Annotated in this window: 14 protein-coding genes; 3 read left to right on the top strand and 11 right to left on the bottom strand. The window is 58.2% G+C overall.

The genetic code is table 11. The features are described from left to right. Positions 1-132: 132 nt before the first annotated feature. Positions 133-1,725: an ABC1 kinase family protein gene (locus B3Q33_RS11140; protein WP_272963070.1), complete on the bottom strand. Its 1,593-nt coding sequence runs from the start codon at positions 1,723-1,725 to the stop codon at positions 133-135. A gap of 358 nt (positions 1,726-2,083) precedes the next feature. Here B3Q33_RS11140 and B3Q33_RS11135 point away from each other — a divergent pair, with 358 nt between their 5' ends. Together B3Q33_RS11135 and B3Q33_RS11130 are read left to right on the top strand one after the other, a co-directional pair. Next, positions 2,084-3,343, top strand: a complete 1,260-nt coding sequence (locus B3Q33_RS11135) for a hypothetical protein (protein WP_272963069.1) — start codon at positions 2,084-2,086, stop codon at positions 3,341-3,343. 12 nt (positions 3,344-3,355) lie between these two features. Continuing rightward, the gene (locus B3Q33_RS11130) at positions 3,356-3,772 is read left to right on the top strand and encodes a hypothetical protein (protein ID WP_035248979.1); all 417 of its coding nucleotides are present in this window, start codon (positions 3,356-3,358) and stop codon (positions 3,770-3,772) included. A 185-nt stretch (positions 3,773-3,957) separates the two neighbouring features. On the opposite strand, the gene B3Q33_RS11125 is transcribed toward B3Q33_RS11130, so the two are convergent. The 8 genes from B3Q33_RS11125 to B3Q33_RS11090 all read right to left on the bottom strand — a co-directional run bounded on the left by B3Q33_RS11125 (position 3,958) and on the right by B3Q33_RS11090 (position 15,356). Further along, the gene (locus tag B3Q33_RS11125) at positions 3,958-5,910 is read right to left on the bottom strand and encodes a monovalent cation:proton antiporter family protein (protein WP_272963068.1); all 1,953 of its coding nucleotides are present in this window, start codon (positions 5,908-5,910) and stop codon (positions 3,958-3,960) included. A gap of 101 nt (positions 5,911-6,011) precedes the next feature. After that, positions 6,012-6,803: an endo alpha-1,4 polygalactosaminidase gene (locus B3Q33_RS11120; RefSeq protein ID WP_273009947.1), complete on the bottom strand. Its 792-nt coding sequence runs from the start codon at positions 6,801-6,803 to the stop codon at positions 6,012-6,014. A gap of 285 nt (positions 6,804-7,088) precedes the next feature. After that, positions 7,089-8,042 (bottom strand): Csu type fimbrial protein, encoded by a 954-nt coding sequence (locus B3Q33_RS11115; protein WP_273009949.1) that lies wholly within the window; start codon positions 8,040-8,042, stop codon positions 7,089-7,091. After that, positions 8,039-8,731, bottom strand: coding sequence for a fimbrial biogenesis chaperone (locus B3Q33_RS11110; RefSeq protein ID WP_198030668.1), 693 nt, complete (start codon positions 8,729-8,731; stop codon positions 8,039-8,041). The genes B3Q33_RS11115 and B3Q33_RS11110 overlap by 4 nt, the downstream gene beginning before the upstream one ends. Before the next feature lie 15 nt (positions 8,732-8,746). After that, positions 8,747-10,951, bottom strand: coding sequence for a fimbria/pilus outer membrane usher protein (locus tag B3Q33_RS11105; protein ID WP_286827537.1), 2,205 nt, complete (start codon positions 10,949-10,951; stop codon positions 8,747-8,749). Between the two features lie 340 nt (positions 10,952-11,291). Next, on the bottom strand, positions 11,292-11,798 hold the full coding sequence (locus tag B3Q33_RS11100; protein ID WP_273009953.1) for a Csu type fimbrial protein: 507 nt from the start codon (positions 11,796-11,798) through the stop codon (positions 11,292-11,294). 328 nt (positions 11,799-12,126) lie between these two features. Further along, positions 12,127-13,560 (bottom strand): aldehyde dehydrogenase family protein, encoded by a 1,434-nt coding sequence (locus B3Q33_RS11095; protein ID WP_035248966.1) that lies wholly within the window; start codon positions 13,558-13,560, stop codon positions 12,127-12,129. Between the two features lie 155 nt (positions 13,561-13,715). Next, positions 13,716-15,356 carry an acetolactate synthase large subunit gene (locus B3Q33_RS11090; protein WP_035248964.1) on the bottom strand — a complete coding sequence of 547 codons (1,641 nt, stop codon included), beginning with the start codon at positions 15,354-15,356 and terminating at the stop codon, positions 13,716-13,718. A gap of 303 nt (positions 15,357-15,659) precedes the next feature. Between B3Q33_RS11090 and B3Q33_RS11085 the strand changes: the two genes are divergently transcribed. Then, a complete protein-coding gene (locus B3Q33_RS11085; protein ID WP_286827536.1) occupies positions 15,660-17,369 on the top strand; it encodes an amidohydrolase in 1,710 nt (569 codons plus the stop codon). A gap of 50 nt (positions 17,370-17,419) precedes the next feature. Here B3Q33_RS11085 and B3Q33_RS11080 read toward each other — a convergent pair whose 3' ends face one another. Further along, positions 17,420-17,632, bottom strand: a complete 213-nt coding sequence (locus tag B3Q33_RS11080) for a hypothetical protein (RefSeq protein WP_035248960.1) — start codon at positions 17,630-17,632, stop codon at positions 17,420-17,422. 401 nt (positions 17,633-18,033) lie between these two features. Further along, positions 18,034-18,860 (bottom strand): hypothetical protein (locus B3Q33_RS11075; RefSeq protein WP_286827535.1); only part of this gene is annotated, 827 nt, incomplete at its 5' end.

The following is an 18,860-nucleotide window of genomic DNA, read 5'->3' as shown; positions in this document are numbered from 1 at the left end:
CACCGATCCGCCGCCGGGGTGGTGCAGTTCGCCTTAGGCTCAGTGCACCCTACGAAGAGGAGGGAGTTGGGAGAGCGGTCGAGCCAACCGGACATGGCAAACGACCGCTCAACAGAACACGGAAAAGGCAGTTTACGCCACCAGCCGGTTATCCAGCGGGCGGGTCAGGTACCCCAGCACCAGGGCGGCGATATCCACCTTGGGTTGGTAATGCAGGAAGAACCCGCCCAGGGTGCCGAACACCCGCGCCAGCATGATGAAGTCACCGGGCATTTTTTCCACCGGGTCATGCTCCAGGCGATCCAGCAGGTGGCTGACCTGCTGCATCATTTCCTCGGCGCTGGGCCAGCCCTTGTCCGGGTCAGGATAAATAATGGCGTTGCGTACCTGATCCAGAATGGCAGCGACGAACGCCAGCAGGGTGTCTGGATTACCGCTGCGGGTGCTGAAGCCCATGGCAGTAAGTGTGTCGGCAATGACTTTCTGATCGTTCACCACGCAGGCCTGCAAGACCCGGAAATAGCCGTGCCGTGCCGCATCGCTGAGGCTCTGGGCACAACCGAAATCCAGCAGTACCAGGGTGTCGTGGTCAGTGATCATGATGTTGCCTGGGTGCGGGTCGGCATGGAATACGCCGCCGTGCAGCACCTGGGAGAACCAGGCATCCAGCAGCCGATGCAGGACCACACCCAGGCGCTCCGGGTCGGTGTGGTGCAGTTCATCCAGCACGGTGGTGAGTTTGCGGCCGTGCACGAATTCGGTGGTCAGCACGTGGCGGCTGCTATGTTCTGCCACCAGGGCCGGGGTGGTGATGCCGTTGACGCCTGCCAGTTGCGCGCCGATCTGCGTCATCACCCGGGCTTCGCGCTCATAGTCCAGTTCTTCGCGCACGGTGCGCTGGATTTCACTGACGATGGTATCCATGTCCATGGGTGGCAGGGCGGATTTCACCGCATCCATGAACACCTTTAGCAGGGTCATATCCAGCTCTACCACTTCGTCCAGGCCCGGGCGTTGTACCTTGACGGCGACCTCGCGACCATCGTGCAGCCGTGCCCGGTGTACCTGCCCGATGCTGGCAGCGGCCAGCGGTTCCGGGTCGAAATCGGCAAACAGTTCGTTCAGGGGCTGACCGAACTCCTGTTCCAGCACCACGGCAATGTCCTCGAAGGGCACCGGGGTAGCCTGATCCTGCAGAATGGTCAGCTCATCGACCCAGGCCTGGGGGAGCAGGTCCGGGCGGCTGGACAGCAGCTGACCGATCTTCAGGAAGGCGCCGCCCTGTTCCAGGGAGGTATCGCGGAAGCGGCGGGCATTGCGCTGGTGCAGGTTGGCCAGGGCGGCTTCGCGCATGCTGGTTGGCAGAAAGGCGGAGCGGGTACCCCACAGGCGGTAGCTTGCCACCACCTTGGTCAGCATCCAGCCGGTTTTGCTCAGGCGCTTGAGGCGGGTTGGCCAGCGGCGCGCCTCGTCGGCCAGGATCTGCATTTCCTCGTTCACGGCGTTGGCGCCACGGCCCACCGCTTTACAGGCCTTGATGGCCTGGTCGGCAATCTCGCGACCCTGCCAGGCGGTCTTCTCAATGGCTCTGATACAGCCTTCCACCACGGCCAGCCAGGCCTTCAGGCCGCTGTCTTTCTGTTTGCGCTCGGCAAAGTCGTTGAGCGGCTGCCAGTTGGGCTCTGCCGGGGTGTTCGGAGTCTGATTCAATGACGTGTCACGCATTAGGCACGCCTCCACTTTGTGAATAGGTGTTCACAAAATAGGGGTGAAGAGAGGATTTGGCAAGCAAAAGGGTTTACGACTGTTCACTTTGTAGGGCAATTCATGCCGGGGCGCTGATGGAATGGGGGCCTGCGCGTGGGGAAATGATGGCTTGGTGCTACCACGGGTAACCTTTCTTTGGTTCTTTCGTACTAAATTCAAAGGGTTACGTGCTCTGGTGTGATGGGCGGTAGTGCCGTGTGGATAACCGGCACTGCAGGCGACGTTTCCCTCACCCACAGTGGACAGACTCCGATACCGTTTGGGAACGGCGGGTCGGTGCCTTTAACGATAATAACAACGTAATCAGAGGAACCTGATGACAACCACTACCAGGATGTTGGTACCAGCCGTGTTGTTGCTGGCGCCGGTGGTCCAGGCGCAATCTCCTGCGTCGCTGGAAGACATGGAGCGGCGTCTTGAGCAACTGGAAATGCAGCAATACGAAAAGCAGAACAACTGGAGCGATCGCCTCTCCGTTAACGGCTTCATGACCTATGGCGTTACCCGCCACGATGTTCATGTTCGCGCCAATAATGGTGAGCCGATCGATTACATTGATCGTACTACCGACGAGATTTCCCACCGGGAGCTGTCACGGGCGGGGATCCAGTTCAATGCAACCATCAGCGATGAGACCAGTGCTACGGTACAGGTGCTGGCCCGTGGGCGGGATGATTACGATGCTCAGGTGCAGTGGGCTTACCTGAGCCATGATCTGTCGCCGTCGGTGACGGTTCGGGCCGGCCGCATGGTGTTGCCGTTTTTCATGCACACCCAGTACAACAATGTGGGTTACACCTACCACTGGGCGACCTTGCCCGGTGAGGCCTATGACGTGGTGCCGTTTGACACCATGGAAGGGGTGGACCTGAGCTGGAATCTGAACACCGGTCCGGTCTCCCATCGTCTCAATGTATATGGCGGTGCCACCGATGTGCCCAGTTTTTCGCTGCCGGCACCGGTGGTGTATGAAGTCAGCGAGTTGACCGGCATCAATCTCACCAGCCAATGGCGGGACTGGACCAGCTGGCTCAGTTACAGCCATGCGGAAGTGACCCTGGATCTTACCGACCTTGCCGGCCCTACCGGCCTGCCGGTGGCGGCACTGGAAGCGCCCGTCAGCCTGGACGAGGCCCAGACCTATATCAGCAGTGTGGGCCTGCAGTATGACAACGGCGCCATGGTGCTGATGGCAGAGCGTACCCAGCTGGGTATCGAAGGCTGGTTCCCCACCAAGTGGGGCGGTTATGTCAGCGCAGGGTATCGTTTCGGGCCGTGGATGCCGCATGTGACCTGGGGTGCTGCCAATGCCCACGGCGTCAGTGAAGCACAGAGCGAAGGACCGGTCGCCGCCAACTTCTCTGCAGCCAATCAGGTGCGCAGTAAAAGCTGGACGCTGGGTTTGCGTTACGAGCTGGAAGTGGGCGTTGCCGTGAAACTGGAAGCACAGCGCTTTTATGACATGAGCAACGACAAGATCATGACCAACGGTCTGTTCACTCCCCAGGGGTCGGCACCTTCCATCGAAGAGGAAGAACCGACGGTATTCCGGCTCACCGTAGATGCGGCCTTTTAAGGGAGAATGATCATGTTGAAGAAAGTGTGTGCTGTCTTCCTTGTCCTGTGCTGCCCCGCGTTATCATCCGCCGGCATGCTGGTGATAGTGGCGGAGTCTTCGCCATTGGCGCAGATGGATCGTCATGAAGTCCGTCAGCTTTACATGGATAATGCGTCCCGCTTTGGCGGTTATACCGTGACGGTGCTGGACATGCCGGAGGGCAGCCAGCAGCGCGAACGCTTCTATGAGGGCGCCACGGGCAAGTCCGCGTCTCAATTGAAAAGCTACTGGGCCAGGATGATTTTCACCGGCCAGGGTATGCCGCCACGCCAGGTGAAAAATGCCCGGGACATGGTTCAGCAGGTAAAACAGAACCCGGATGCCGTGGGTTATGTGCAGGAATCGGATCTGCAGGAGGGATTACGGGTATTGTTGCGTTTGCCATGATGGTCAGTGGCAAGTTGCAAGTGGCAGCGCGTGTGATGACAAGCTAATCGATAACCATGACCGCCGCGATCCTGCGGCGGTTTTTTAGTGATGTGACAACTCGCGCTGAATCGCGGCCACTGTCGGTGCTGCATCGACTATAGCTATCGCGCGTTGCAACTTTCTACTTGTAACGTGCTACTGCCTTACCCTCCCAGCAAGCGGTTTTCCGCAGCTTCCACTGCTTCCAGCGGGCCGTAAAGAATCACCGTATCTCCCGGCTCGAGAACCAGCTCTGGATCGGGGCTTTCCAGTGTCTGGTCATCCCGTTTCACCGCCCGGATTTCCACATCCCGTAATGCACAGCGTGCAATGCTCCGGCCGATGCCCCGGGCCTTGTCGGATAATGTCACCGCATGCAACAGGCGGTACGGGTTACCGGCACTGTCGGTAGTGGGCAGGGTGTCGCCGTGATAATAGCCCTGCAACATGCGGTAGCGTTCCCGGCGGGTCTTGCGCAGCGTGGCCATGACCCGGTCGAAGGGCACATCCAGCATCATCAGGGCATGGGCAACCAGCATCAGCGAAGCTTCCAGTACTTCGGGGACTACTTCTTCCGCACCGGCATCGATCAGCGCATCAAGGTAAGTGTCGTCCCGGGTACGTACCAGGATACGGATATTGGGATTGAGCTCCCGAGCGGTATGCAGGATGCGCTCTGCCAGACGTGGGTCGTCAAAGGTCACCACCAGCAGGCGAGCGTGCTGAATACCGGCATTGACCAGGATTTCCTTGCGGCTGGAATCACCAAACAGGATGTGTTCACCGGCGGCGCTGGCTTCCTGTAGTCGTACCAGGTCCCGGTCCACCGCCACGGCCTTCATGTGGAAGCTGTTCAGGTAGCGCATCAGGTTCTGACCCACCCGGCCATAGCCGCAGAGGATCACGTGGTTGCGGGTTTCATCGGAGATGGGCGTGTCTTCAGGAATCTTTTGCCAGCGTTGCAGCAAGCGGCGGGTAAGGCGGCCGCTGTTGTCCAGCAAGGCGGGCGTGAACACCATGGTCAGCACCACGATTGAGACCAGAAGGCCAGCCTTGTCCGGCGTAATCAGCTGATGAGAGACCCCCAGTGCAACCAGCACAAAACCGAACTCCCCCGCCTGGGAGAGAATCAGCCCGCTTCGCATTGCGGTATCGCTGCGCTCTTTCAACAAGCGCAGCAGCGTAAATATCAGCAGCCCCTTGAACAGCATCAATGCCGCAGCGGCGAGTATGATCCAGTGCCACTGATCGGCGAACAGGTTCGGATCCACCAGCATGCCGACACTGATAAAGAAAAGCCCCAGTAGCAGATCCCGGAAGGGGCGCAGGTCGGCTTCGATCTGATGGCGGAAGTGGCTCTCGCCCAGCATCATGCCGGCCAGAAAAGCGCCCAGGGCCATGGACAGGCCCAGCCAGTGAGTTACCCAGGCCGCCAGCAATGCCAGTAGCAGGGCGGTCATGACAAAGACCTCATCGGAACGGGCGCGGCCGGTTTCTTCCAGCATGCGTGGCAGCACCCAACGGCCGATCACATAGATACCGGCAAACAACAGCAGGGATTTGCCCAGCGTCAGTGACGCCACGGACCACATGGGGCCGCTGTTTTCCTGAGTGAGGATCGGCAACATCACCAGCATGATCACGGCGGCCAGATCCTGGAATAGCAGGATGCCGGTGGAGGTTCTGCCGTAGCCGGTATTGACCGATCCCCGGGATATCAGATCGCGGATCACAATGGCGGTTGAGGAGAGGGAGAGAGCACAGGCGGTAATCAGAGAGGGTGTGTAGTCAAACCCGAGCAACCGCATGATAGCGAACACTGCCAGGCCGGTGAGGGCGACCTGAAGCGGGCCGGCGCCGAAGACGATGCGGCGAAGGGTCATCAACCGCGGAATGGAAAATTCCAGGCCCAGCGTAAACAACAGAAAAACGATGCCAAACTCGGCCAGGTGTTGAATGCCGTCGGTATTGCTGACCCAGCCAAAGCCGAAGGGTCCGGCAGCAAGGCCGCAGAGCAGGTAGGCCAGAATGGGTGGCATACCAAGCCGCCGAAACAGCACCACGGCAGCCACGGCGGTGCCGAGCAGAACAACAATGAGTGTCAGGGCATCATGCATAGAAAAACCGGGTTCCTGAAGAGCCAGGTTCCCAGTGTAGCAGCCCGCCCATGACAGGACAGACCAGGATGTTGATCCTGATCAATGGGGCCGGAAATGGCTTAGAAGCAACTGAAGCGGAAGCTGTCGTCCAGCGCAAGGGGAAGGGTCATTGAGCGGAAGCCCAGAATCTCCATATGTTCGCAGTGGAAGGTTCTCTCCCCTGCATCCTGGCTGAACCGATAGTCAATATGCAGTACCGGTTTGCCGGCATCGATGAAGGGTTGCAGCAGGTGACACTCGCGCCATTCATGGCAGGATTCGTTGATGGCAAAATCCGCATAATCCACCAGTTCCCTGACCTGTTGCAGGTCATTTTTCAGGGATACGGCGAGGCTGTACTGATGGGCGGTGCGAAACAGAAAACGGTTATAAGAGAGCTGCTGCCTGCTATTCAGAGGGAAGCCGGTTTCATTGGTATAGCCATCCACATTGTCCGGATCGACCCCATCGCAGCCTTTTTGCGCGGCCAGTTCAATACGATCTGCCATGCGCTTGCGAACATTGAGGGAGCGGATATCCAGCCAGCGCTCGCCCGGCCAGTTACCCAGGCGCCGACCCTTTTCAGTGGGCAGGAAACGGTAGCGGTCCGGGCGCCAGTTTTCGTAGGTCCCGGCGGAAAAATAGCAGATCACCTTTTTGCCAGCGGCCTGCAGGTCCTGAATAACACTCTCTTCGGTATCGAACAGATCCACCACATACAGTTCCACGTCATAGCCGATGTTGACCTCACCCTGTAGCTGGATCTGCCACTGCACGTCCACGTGCGGCTGGTACCACTCGGGCGCCAGGTTGCCGCCATCGGTGGGTAGAGGCAGGAGCAGGGCAGAGACAAGACTGAGGGACAGATCCATGGCTTCATACCGAAATTCAACGCCTTGATGCTAGCCGGTTTCCGGGTCGGCGAATGTTACGTTATGAGATTTCTTTGTAAGAATGAGGCAGGGTCATGGCCGTGTCAGATGCGCCCCCAACTGTCGGTTTCGGGGCACTGAGGCGTGCAATGATTGATGCTTCGTGCCGCGTGTTATGTACGCGGCGCGCTGGCGTCGTGACTAACGCTGAATGCGTTGCTCCGCCATTGGTTGGATCAGGTTTTGCTGATTACTGCGAAAATGGCAGATGATGGTTGAGGCGGTTTAAAAGCTGACTTCGACCGTCACTGTATCCGAGTAACTGCCCGCCTCGGCGGTGGGGTTGGCGAAAACGCGCCCGTAAACTGTGAGGTTTATTGCTGAGCCAGTGCCCAGCCCGATACCCGTCTGGAGGGTGCCTGGCGTGTTACCCCAGTCTACGGAGCGGGCCGCATCCTGATAAAGCTCGTAGGCCACCTGATCGGTGCCATTGGTCATCTCCCGATTACCGGTAAGCCCTCCGTTGAGGCCGACCTCGAAGTCGGTACTGTTTGTACAGCGCACGGTCACGGTGGAGGTGCTATCCACTTGAGCGAGGGGAGTATTGCGGGTACCAAAATCCAGATCGGTGGCTGCCACCTGGCATTGATCCGGGATGGTTACCTGGGCGGTCAGGGTGTAGTTGTCGGTAATGGCGCCGGCCCCTGCACTGCAGCTCTGGTTGAAGCCGCCCGTGCGCACGCGTACCTGGGAGCCGGTCATCAGTGCTTGATGAAACTCTGCTCGAGTGGTGCCCGGCAGCGGGCCAGGAAGCAACCCATATAGGGTAACGGTACCGCTGTCATTGAAGGTGAAGAACGGCATGTTCACATTGACGGGTATGCCGGAGTTTGTAGCTCCGCCCGGTTGCCCGACTACCTCTACTCTGGCTGCAGAGGTATAGACATTAAAGGGGATAGACGGGGGCTGATTGCTATTGGCTACCAGTCGTCTCGGTAGCATGCCTCCGCTGTTGTCATTGGCGACGTGGACGCACATGGTGTTCTGGTTCGAATCAAAGAAACCACGGGTACAAGACCAGTTCACCGTAACCTGTGTTAGTACATTACCGCCGGTAAAGGGATCCACGTTGCCGAAGTCCAGGGTTGGACTGCCCTGTAAGCTGCAATTTACAGCACCCCATGCACAGGGTGTCAGAAAGAGCACGGCACCGCCCAGCAGCACGTTTCCCCTTTTCATTTTTCCTCCTCAACGGGCAACGTCAGGCTCTTGCCGTTGGCGGTAAATGTTACTGCAACAGGCTGGCCGCTAAAGTCATCGGTGTCCAGCCACAGCTCGCTATCGGGAAGCACGTAACCTGCCAGGCCTTTGTGAATAATGTGGCGTTGTTGTTGATTATCCAGCCAATAGGCGTCGACAAGACGGGCATGGCCATTGCCACCGTTATGAATGACAAAGCGACCCTGTTGTCGCGTGACTGACAGCGCATGGGTCTGGCTCTTGTCGCCGACAAACACCGGCACGGAAAGCCTGAGTAGCACTTTCAGTTGGGCACCGCGCTCCGATTCGGTATCCGGGACTTCGCTGATGATCAGGCGATAGCTTTTTTCCTTTTCAGAGTCCGTAGGCCGTTGCCTCACTACTCGTACTATCTGATCGCTGTTGCCTGGGATCATGGTCACCGGGGGGGTGATTACCAGATCCTGTTGTCTTTTGAGCTGAGTTTCACCGCCTTCCTGTTCCCAGGCAAAAAGCTGTAGCTGGTAGAAGCCATCTTCATTGGAGCCATTGGTAAGGGTGAAGGTGGCGTTGGGCTGCGTCGGGCTCATGGTGAGCCGGATGGGAGCCACGGTTAGCTGTCCGGCCATTAAGGAGGGTGCCAGGGTCAGCAGCACGGGGACGATGAGGACAGCAAAGCGTTTGATCATGATGCACATTACTCTTTATGGATTGCTGGTTTCAGACGTTGGATGACAAGTATAGGGACCAATCCGTGGCAAGGTTCCTGGCGCGGGTGTGAAATTGAAATCGGCGGTACACCGTTTGCCATTGTCAATAATATCCAGCGTATTCTCGCCCGCCTCCAGGCCCTGAATAAAGACTTCTCCATCGTAGCCCACTACAGTGACATCGTCGTCACTGAAGAGTGCTCGGCTTCCGGCAGGGAGCGGTTTGCCTTGGGGATCATGTATCACAACAACCGCACTGTGTATTTGTTCCACCGAGAAGCGTGCGGTGATGCCGGTAAGGTCTGCGGGTTTGATCAGTAATTCCGTGTCACCGATCCGGGCATCCACCGGCAGATCGTTGACATCAATGTTCAGCTTGTTTTCCGTGAAAGGAATCATGTCGGGCAACAACAATGTGCCGTTGCGATTGGTATGGCCGATTACCCGGTTAGCACGGCGAACCGGGACATTGGTGAAGTCACCGGCGTCGACAATGGCAAAGCTGTTGTCCATGGTGTTGGCGGCAAACACGTCTTCGTAATTGGTCACCAGGGAACCGCTCAGGTTGGCAAAGGTACTGGTGCTATCCTGCTGACGGAACACGCCGGCCTGCACATCAAGATAAGGCGTCCACCAGCGACCGCTGGCCCGCCGGATGCCGTCTGAATCTGGGCTATAGGCCAGATCCCAGCCCAGGTCCCAGAACTGTTCCACCTGGCGCTGCAGGGTCAGAACGGTGCTGGTATCGTCGGTTTTTTCATCATGGCTGATACGCGCGCCTGCTTGCACAGGGCGATCCTGGGAGCGATCGAGATAGTAATTGAACGAGGCCAGCCAGGTGCGATCCTCACTATCATCCAGGTTCTGGTTAACACTCAGGGTCAGCGATAGTTGCCGCCAAAGTGTACGGTTGTGGCCAATCACCAGAAAGCGGTTTTCATCGCCATTAAATAGCTTTGTGTCCAGATAGCTGGCATTGAGGCTGCCCTGGCGGCGGCCCAGGTTCAGGCTGCCATTGATCTGCAGGCTGCTTTCGATGGCCGGGCGAATATCCAGGCTGTTGCCCAGATCTCTGTACCCCTCGGTGCGGCGTGTGTATTGACCGCTGAGACCAAAACGGCGGGTGCGGAATTCATGCCCGGCCGCCCACTGCGTCCCCTGGCTGATGTCATCCTCGCCGTGCGCCAGAGACACATTGCTGACCCCCAGTAATCCGGGGCGGAACACTACGCCGGCGCCGGCATTGGTGAGGGATTCACTGGCATTTGCGGTGGCTTCCAGAGTGACGCGGTCGTTGAGGCCATAACGTGCTACCCCGGTGGCGACCGGGTCGTTGTCGTAATCATTGGAGCGCACGCTATAGAAGCGCCGGGGGGCGCCCACCGTGGCGGAATAGTCCCAATAACCCTCTCGCAGCAATTGTGGGCTGACATAAAAGGGAACGGTCTGGCTGACTTGCCGCCCCAGGGTGTCAGTGGTGACGACCTGGACTTCCCCTAGCCCGGTAAGGCGGGGTGAGGTTTCCAGCAGGAAAGGACCCGGCTGAACATCCTGTTCTGTGAGCCGCAAGTCGTTGACGAAGACTTCCAGAGCAGACGGAAGTGTTGCGGAGCCACTGATTTCAGGAAGCGGGAAGGTAATCAGATCCGGGCGAGAGGCAAAATTGCGTGACACCTGGACACCGGCGAGCCGTACGGTCGGGGTCCAGCTCAATGCCCCATTCAGTGTGTCGCCAACCACATAGGTGCGCATTTTGTCAGGGTTGGTATAGCGCCAGAAACTGTCCAGCCGCACATAGTCCCCGGAGGTTTCCGGGTCCGAATCGTTCCAACGCACCACCCCGCTACTGCTGAAAGCGCCCCAGTCCCCGAAAAAACGAGCCTCATGACTGGCAGAGGTGGTTTGGTCACCGTTTTCCTGTCGAGTGCTAAATGCATCATAGTTCAGCAGTGCACCCTGGCCCCGCTGCACCGGAGTGTTGCTCTGGAAGGTACCAGCCGTGAACGACTGGTTAGGCAGCCACTCTGCAGGCACAACCAGATTGATCTGTTGGGCATTGTTATCGTACCGACCGGCAATGCCCATCTCATCAAGGCTCTGCCATTGGGCCTGGGGCGGAGTCGGAAATTGAACGCCGATTTTTTGTAATTCCCGGGTTTCTACAGCCAGCTCTTGGCCATAGACCTGGGTGGGCAGCATGTGAGCGGTAGCTGCGCCATTGAGGATAAGTTGCGGATAAGCAATATAGGCAGCGTTACTGTTGCCACTGGCCTGGGCGCGAAGGCGGGCAACATCTGACTGCGAGAAGGTTTGATTCAGAGATACCTGGTTCAGCTGTGCCTCACCGGCATCTGCAAGCCTTGAATCTTGCCCCCAGGCAGGTCCGGACCAGCACAAAAACGCCGCGAGCAGGCAGGCAGGGGCGGCGGGCACCTGACTCTCTGGCAAGCGGCGAATTGACGTGGGTAATATTTTCACGCAAATGCATCCCCGAATGTGTCCGCCCCACAGTGGGGGCGGTAAACGACGGCTATGCGGATCAGAATGTGACGGTCACGGTGACGGTATCACTCAGGTCGATACCGGTGTCGCCGTCGATGTTGTCAGCAGCATCAATGGTCGCTGTCTGGGCGGGAATCAGGCCGTATACGATGAAATCCTGCTGGGCACTGTTACCCGTGTCGGAGACCACGCTGGTATTGTCCCAGTCGGTGCTGTTACCGGCATCTTGGTACAGCTCATACGCTACCGATGATCCTGCAGCGGTGGTCATGGCGCGGCTGCCATTGGTACCACTCAGGCCGATATCGTAGGCCGTGCCAGTAGAGCAGGTAACACCGACGGTGCTGGTGGAGGTGACGCCCCCGGCGTTCACATCGGCTTCGGTCTGTGTGCCGAAATCCAGGTCCGTGGCCTGATCAATAGTGCACGAGGCAAGCAGAGTGAGCAGTACGTCGAAGGTGTCGGTTTCAGTGGCTGCCTGGCTAGCCAGGGGGGCACAGAGTAGGGCCGCAGTCAGTGCAGAAGCCGTGTAGAGTTTCTTCATTGGGTTCTCCTGGCCGGTCTCAGACCGGATGTTGGTATGAAAATATGTGAACCAAGTCACACTTCTGGTGTGACGCAAATATGCCTAGGGAGATTTTCTTAGTAAACAAGAAACCTGTAATAGGACGTAAAATGCAGATGGATGGTAGAAATTGAAGTGCTACTGGTAGCAAATAAACGGTGAACGCTTGGTGAAGCAGCCATGTGTCTAATGCAGGGCAGTTCCAGGGGCCTGGTTTTTTTGGCTAATTATTCAACGTGATCGAGAAACGGGCCCGCTACCTTGCGATAACGGGCCCGTACTCCCTGGTCCTGAGGGAGGTAACCGGTCAGGGCTGCGGGGTGCGGATCACCAGCAGTCGTTCTTCTGTCATGTCGTTGATGGCCCAGCGAATGCCTTCTCGGCCCAGGCCGGAATCCTTCACGCCGCCGTAGGGCATGTTGTCTACCCGCCAGCTGGGTACGTCGCCGATCACCACGCCGCCCACTTCCAGTTCGTCCCAGGCTTTGTGGGCCTTGTACAGGTCGCGGGTGAAGATGCCGGCCTGCAGGCCGAACTTGGATTCGTTGACGGTGTTCAACGCGTCGTCGAAATCGCTGAAACGGCTGACCACCGCCACCGGGCCGAAGGCTTCCTCTTCCACGATGTTGGTGCCCTTGGGGGCATTTTCCAGCAGTGTGGCTTGCAGCATGGCGCCATCGCGCTTGCCGCCCACCAGCAGGGTGGCGCCGGCATCCACCGCTTCATTGATCCAGTTTTCCAGACGTTTCGCTTCGCCTTCGGAAATCACCGGGCCGATAAAGGTGTCTTCGTCTTTCGGGTCGCCCATTTTCAGGGCGGCGGTTTTTTCCACCAATTTGGCTTTCAGTTCGTCGTAGATGGCATCGTGGATCAGGATGCGCTGTACGCCGATGCAGCTCTGGCCAGACTGGTAAAAGGCGCCGAAGACGATACGTTCCATGGCATCGTTCAGGTCCGCATCTTCATCGACGATCACGGCTGCATTGCCGCCCAGCTCCAGGATCACCGGTTTTTTGCCGGCGCGGGCTTTCAGGTCCCAGCCCACATCCGGGCTGCCGGTAAAGCTGAGCAGTTTGAAGCGCTCGTCGGTGGTGAACAGGTCGGCGCCTTCGCGATGACAGGGCAAAATGGAAAACGCGCCTTTGGGCAGATCGGTCTCCGCCAGCACTTCACCGATGATGATGGCGCCGATGGGCGTACGGCTGGCCGGCTTGAGCACAAAGGGGCAACCGGCAGCGATGGCCGGCGCCACTTTGTGGGCGGCCAGGTTCAACGGGAAGTTGAACGGGGAAATAAATGAGCAGGGGCCGATGGGCACGCGCTTGACCATGCCGCGATAGCCTTTGGCGCGGGCGGAGATTTCCAGGTTGGGCATTTCGCCATCAATGCGCACGGCTTCTTCGGCAGCTACCCGGAAGGTGTCGATCAGGCGGCCCACTTCGCCACGGGCATCCTTGATGGGTTTGCCGGCTTCAATGCACAGGGCCAGGGCCAGTTCGTCGTAGCGCTCTTCAAAGCGTTTCACGCAATGGTAGAGAATCGCTTGGCGTTCGTAGGGGGCCAGTTTGGCCATGGCGCCAGCGGCCTTGTCGGCGGCGTCGATGGCTTTATCAATGGTGGCCGCATCGGCCATGGCCACCCGGGTGGCCACTTCACCGCTGTATTTGTCGGTGACATCCAAGTCCTGGTTGGCGAAGACGGCTTCGTTGGCGAGGTAGTAGGGGTAGGCGTCTTTTAGCATGTCGGTTCCTTAATGGAAGAGGTTGTCGCTGGCTAAGCACTCTCAGAGAGTCGCGGATTGGTGCCCCGACCCTTCGCGATGCAAGCACCGCTTCCCACAGGGTTCTGTCTTTGTGGGAAGTCATGCTTGCATGAGGAAGGGCGAGGCACTGGCCGTCACAACTTGCTGCTCAACTCGCGAATTTCCCGGTTGAGGATGCGACTGTTGTCGCCGTAAGCCACCATGCAGTCGATCACATGCACCCCGCCGGTCTGGTAGCACTCTTCCACCAGGGGGCCCAGGCCGGCGGTGGATTCCACCCGGTGGCCATAGGCGCCATAGGAACGGGCATAGTCGACGAAGTCCGGGTTGCCGAAATCCAGACCGAAGTCCTGGAAATCCATGTCGTTCTGCTTCCACTTGATCATGCCGTAGCCGTCATCGCGCAGAATCAGCACCACGATGTCGAGCTTCAGGCGCACTGCGGTTTCCAGTTCCTGGCTGTTCATCATGAAGCCGCCGTCGCCGACGATAGCCATCACGCGTCGGTCCGGGTGCACCATCTTGGCGGCCATGCCGGAGGGCAGGCCGGCACCCATGGTGGCCAGGGCGTTATCCAGCAGCACGGTGTTGGGTTTGGTGGCCGGGTAGTTACGGGCAAACCAGATTTTGTACATGCCGTTATCCAGGGTGAGGATGCCATCCTCGGGCATGATCTTGCGGATCTCGTCCACCAGCCGCTGCGGGCGGATCGGGAAGCTGTCGTCCACAATGCCTTCACGGATGTGTTTCTGCAGCGCATCGCGGATACGGTGAAAGTCGGAGAAACCCCAATGTTCCTGTGGCTCCAGGCGTTCCTTGAGCTGCCACAGGCTGTTGGCGATGTCGCCCACCACTTCGATCTGCGGGAAGTACACCGGATCCACCTGGGCGGAGTTGAAGTTGATGTGAACCACTTCGGCGCCACCGGGGCGCATGAAGAAGGGCGGCTTTTCCACCACGTCGTGGCCCACGTTGATGATCAGGTCGGCTTGGTCGATGGCGCGGTGTACGAAGTCGCCGTCGGACAGGGCGGTGTTGCCCAGGAAGTGCGGACCGGTTTCGTCAACGACCCCTTTACCCATCTGGGTGGTGATCACCGGAATGCCCAGTTTTTCCACGAACTGGCGCAGCATCTTGCTGGTCAGCTTGCGGTTGGCGCCGGCACCGGCCAGCAACAACGGCTTGCGGGCGCCCTGGATGGCCTCGATGGCCCTGCAGATGGCCTTGTCTTCGGCAATCGGGCGGCGGGTTGAGCTGGGCTCGGTCACCGGCATGGTGGAATGTTCGCGGGCGATATCTTCCGGCAATTCCAGGTGGGTGGCGCCGGGGCGCTCTTCCTGGGCCAGGCGGAAGGCCTCACGGATGCGGGTGGGGATGCTGTCACCGCTGACCACCTGCTTGGTGAATTTGGTGAGCGGGCGCATCATGTCGACCACATCAATGATCTGGAACTGGCCCTGCTTGCTGGTCTTGATCGGCTTCTGGCCGGTGATCATGACCATGGGCATGGCGCCCAGCTGGGCATAGGCTGCGGCGGTCACGAAGTTGGTGGCGCCGGGGCCCAGGGTGGACATGCAGACACCGGCCTTGCCGGTGAGTCGACCATAGGTGGACGCCATGAAACCGGCGGCCTGCTCATGGCGGGTAATCACCAGTTTGATTTTCGAGCCGCGCAGGGACTCCAGCAGGTCCAGGTTTTCTTCCCCGGGGATGGCGAAGACGTGTTCAACCCCTTCGGCTTCCAGGGCGCGAACGAACAAATCTGATGCTTTCATGGTGCGTTGTCTCCAGTTGATCCCGCTATCGGTTTGTCTGTTAGCGGGAGTCCACGATGCGTGGCTGTCAAAATTCACCGCGGTTAATGCAAGGATGGTGCCGCATTTTCCTCATGCTGGTGCAGGAAAGTTGCTTTAAGTTGGTGCGCCATCTGCACGACGGGCTTCACTATAGCGCGCCAGGGCCGGGAACAGGTATGGGGTAATCTGATCTGTTTCATTAACAAATGTGATATTCCCGCTTGAGGCCGCAGGCGGGTCACGGCAGAGTCTGCGCTAGCAGGCTGCCAAGGAGCGATCACTATGAAAAAAATCTGGTTTATCGGGGCCGTATCGCTACTGGCGTTGCTGGCAGCGGGGGTAGCGGGTGTGCATCGCTGGTTCAATCCGCCACCGCCACCGGTGCAGCTGTTTACCAACGGTACCATCATGACCATGGATCCGGGCAATCCCCAGGTGGATGCCATGCTGGTCAAGCGCGGCGAGATCGTGGCGCTGGGTGACAGCGATGCCCTGCGCGATCAGGTGAGTCGCGATGTGCGGGTGGTGGATCTGCAGGGTGGGGTGTTGATGCCCGGCTTTATCGAGGCCCATGGCCATTTCCCCGGTGAGGGACTGTCGGCGGTGGCAGTGGATGCCAACAGTCCGCCAATTGGCGACCTGGACAGTATTGCCACCTTGCTGGAGCGGTTGCGCACCCTGGCCCAGCGACGCCCGGACGGGACGCTGATGGCCTTCGGGTTCGACGACACCACCGTGAGCGACCAGCGTTATCCTACCCGGGCGGAGCTGGATGCAGTCAGTGAAACCCGGCCGATCATGGTGTTGCACATCTCCGGCCATCTGGGAGTGGTGAATTCTGCGGCCCTGAAGGCCATGTCCATCAGCGAGAACGTGCAGGACCCGCCTGGTGGTTACTATGGTCGCGATGACGATGGCCGTCTCAATGGCTTGCTGGCAGAGACCGCGTTCAACCCGGTGCGTGCCAACCTGTTGAAGCTGTCGGCCATGGATGGCTACCGGGTGATGCGTCGGGCCTCACGGTTGTACCTGTCACGGGGGATTACCTTTGCCCAGAACGGCCTGGCCGATACCACCACCATCAAGGCGTTAGTGCCGGCGTTGCGGTTCGGGCTGATCCCGCTGCGGCTCAGTGTCTGGCCGGATGCGGCCGCCGAGCAGGCACGGCAGGACGGCCAGTGGACCCTGCCGGAGGGTGAGCGAGTTCATCTGGGGTCGGTGAAGCTGGTCAGTGATGGTTCTTTGCAGGGCTATACCGGTTTTCTCAACGATCCTTATTTTTCCGTGCCCGAGGATCACCCGCCGGAATATCTGGGTTTCCCCAACCAGTCGCCGCAGCAGCTCTCCGAGCAGGTGGTGCAGTTCCATTGTGCCGGGCGGCAGACCGCGATCCATGCCAATGGTGATGCGGCCATCAGCATGAGCCTGGATGCGGTGGCGGCGGCCCGCCAGCAGTGCCCGGACGTGACCGTGCAACCGGTACTGATCCATGCCCAGATGGCCACCGGCGAACAACTGACGCGAATGCAGGCGCTGGACGTAATTCCCTCTTTCTTCAACAACCATGTGTACTACTGGGGCGATCGTCACCGGGATATTTTCCTGGGGCCGGAGCGGGCAGCACGCATCAGCCCACTGGCGGAAGCGGCGGATGCGGGGCTGCGCTTTACCCTGCATGCGGATTCACCGGTAGTGCCGTTCCAGCCATTGCAACTGGTATGGAATGCCACCCAACGTCGCACGGCATCCGGCGCCATGCTGGGGCCGGAGCAGGCGATTGCGGTGGAGCGGGCCCTGCAGGCGGTGACCGTAGACGCCGCCAGTCAGCTGGGCGTGGCAGATCGGGTCGGGCAATTGCGTCTCGGCATGCGCGCGGATCTGGTCTGGCTGGATCGCGATCCGCGAGAATTTATCGGTGACTGGTCGTCTATCCAGGTGCGAGGGACCTGGGTGGATGGGGTACGCCGTTATCCGGAAAGGATCGCGGAGTAGGTGAGAGTGGGGCCATCGATGCGGCCCCTGTCACTTCACACTGAGAGGAACTAGTGCCAGGTGCCTTCCAGGTTCTCGCACTGCTCCAGGAATTCCTCGGCGCTCATTTCAACCGTGTACGGGTCAAGGTGTGAGGCCACCTGTTCCTTTAGCTGCCCGACTACTTTGGACATGACTGTCAGGGTTTCTTCTACCTGCTCAATCGTTTCCAACAGGTCTTCGGCTTCTTGCTGGTAATCATCTCTGTCGTCGTAATCGCTCATGCGAAGCCTCCTGCAGTTAAGGTGAGCCAGTTTGTTGTGCCTTGTCCAAGCTCCACTCCATGTTGCCAACGATGCCGGCACAAAACAAACGGGAAATGCCCGGTGTTGGTGAAAGTTTCGCCACTCGGGACGGATGGTCGTTGTCATTTCGTTAACGGTTTTCGTGCTGCGGGCTGATTGCTATGTCGTTGGCGCTGCCAGAAGGGTCGATGGTGCTGCGGGGAAAGGGCAGGTGATAGTAGCTGCAGGCGTGAGAGTGATTATCGAGGTTTGAATCGATGGGGCAGGCACTTCACCCCGATCTACAGTGTTTTTATGACCGGTTTTTCTTTTCGTTCTAGCTCGCCAAGAACAAAGTAGAGGGCATGGAAAAATCGTATAATGCGTCTCTTCTTCGTATCTCATAGCTTGTCTGCAGCTTGCCACCCTCTATGCGTTAGAATGAACATGACACCTTGATTCCCAGAGGCTTTAACAAAATCTTCTGAAACTAGCTCTTCAAGTGCGGCCTCGTTTTTTGCAAAATCTCTATGGCTTTTCGCGCCAAAGGTCAAGCCGCCGGCCTCTATGCTAGGAAGCCCTAAAGACTCTGACTTGATGATAGTGCCATCTTTACTTTTTGAGGCAGCCTTCAATATCGAAGAGGCTTCACTAGATAAGCCTTTAATTATTGATTTTTCATCGCGTTTTTGAGTATCAATTTGGGCGCTAAGTTGATCTCGCTCGTTTCTTAAGGCTCCCAATTGTGCAATTAAATTTTCTTTTGCGATTTTATCTTCAATGCCGGCAACCTTTTCATCTCTTTGGGCTCTTTCAATGAGCTCTTTTTCTTTAACCGCAAAAAGTTCTGATCGTGATTGCTCTAGTTCTGTTTGGCGTATGGTTCTCTTGTGCTCTGCTTCAAGGTAAAGATTGTCTATTAATGCAGATGGTTTGCTGGATATGAAACCGAAAATGAAGTGAACCCAGTGTGAGGTGGCTGCGACGGCTGCTCCAACGAGCAGGGGAAGTATCACTAGGGTGAAGCTGTTAGTTTGGCTATCAAATGCGGACAATCGTTCTAGAGGAGATGCTTCTGTTGTGCTGAGGAGAAATATACCTCTCCAGTTTAACGCTACGAATGCTAATGCTGCATAGCCGAAGTAGGGTGCTTTGATTCTTGAGTCGACAGCGTCGATTAACTCTCTCATCTTCTTGGTTGCTTCGGTAATCACCCCATTTTTAGCAT

Origin of the sequence: Alcanivorax sp. UBA3183 (assembly GCF_002364155.1) — a bacterium.
GTDB lineage: Bacteria > Pseudomonadota > Gammaproteobacteria > Pseudomonadales > Alcanivoracaceae > Alcanivorax > Alcanivorax jadensis.
Note: the sequence above shows the minus strand (reverse complement) of the source record. Positions and strands in the feature narration are given on the sequence as shown.

Bases quoted from the DNA above. Each gene is read 5' to 3' on its own strand.
- B3Q33_RS11105 (WP_286827537.1), bottom strand. From the start codon at position 10,951: ATGCTGCCCACCCAGGTCTATGGCCAAGAGCTGGCTGTAGAAACCCGG.
- B3Q33_RS11135 (WP_272963069.1), top strand. From the start codon at position 2,084: ATGACAACCACTACCAGGATGTTGGTACCAGCCGTGTTGTTGCTGGCG.
- B3Q33_RS11100 (WP_273009953.1), bottom strand. From the start codon at position 11,798: ATGAAGAAACTCTACACGGCTTCTGCACTGACTGCGGCCCTACTCTGT.
- B3Q33_RS11085 (WP_286827536.1), top strand. From the start codon at position 15,660: ATGAAAAAAATCTGGTTTATCGGGGCCGTATCGCTACTGGCGTTGCTG.
- B3Q33_RS11130 (WP_035248979.1), top strand. From the start codon at position 3,356: ATGTTGAAGAAAGTGTGTGCTGTCTTCCTTGTCCTGTGCTGCCCCGCG.
- B3Q33_RS11120 (WP_273009947.1), bottom strand. From the start codon at position 6,803: ATGGATCTGTCCCTCAGTCTTGTCTCTGCCCTGCTCCTGCCTCTACCC.
- B3Q33_RS11080 (WP_035248960.1), bottom strand. From the start codon at position 17,632: ATGAGCGATTACGACGACAGAGATGATTACCAGCAAGAAGCCGAAGAC.
- B3Q33_RS11095 (WP_035248966.1), bottom strand. From the start codon at position 13,560: ATGCTAAAAGACGCCTACCCCTACTACCTCGCCAACGAAGCCGTCTTC.
- B3Q33_RS11140 (WP_272963070.1), bottom strand. From the start codon at position 1,725: ATGCGTGACACGTCATTGAATCAGACTCCGAACACCCCGGCAGAGCCC.
- B3Q33_RS11110 (WP_198030668.1), bottom strand. From the start codon at position 8,731: ATGATCAAACGCTTTGCTGTCCTCATCGTCCCCGTGCTGCTGACCCTG.
- B3Q33_RS11125 (WP_272963068.1), bottom strand. From the start codon at position 5,910: ATGCATGATGCCCTGACACTCATTGTTGTTCTGCTCGGCACCGCCGTG.
- B3Q33_RS11115 (WP_273009949.1), bottom strand. From the start codon at position 8,042: ATGAAAAGGGGAAACGTGCTGCTGGGCGGTGCCGTGCTCTTTCTGACA.
- B3Q33_RS11090 (WP_035248964.1), bottom strand. From the start codon at position 15,356: ATGAAAGCATCAGATTTGTTCGTTCGCGCCCTGGAAGCCGAAGGGGTT.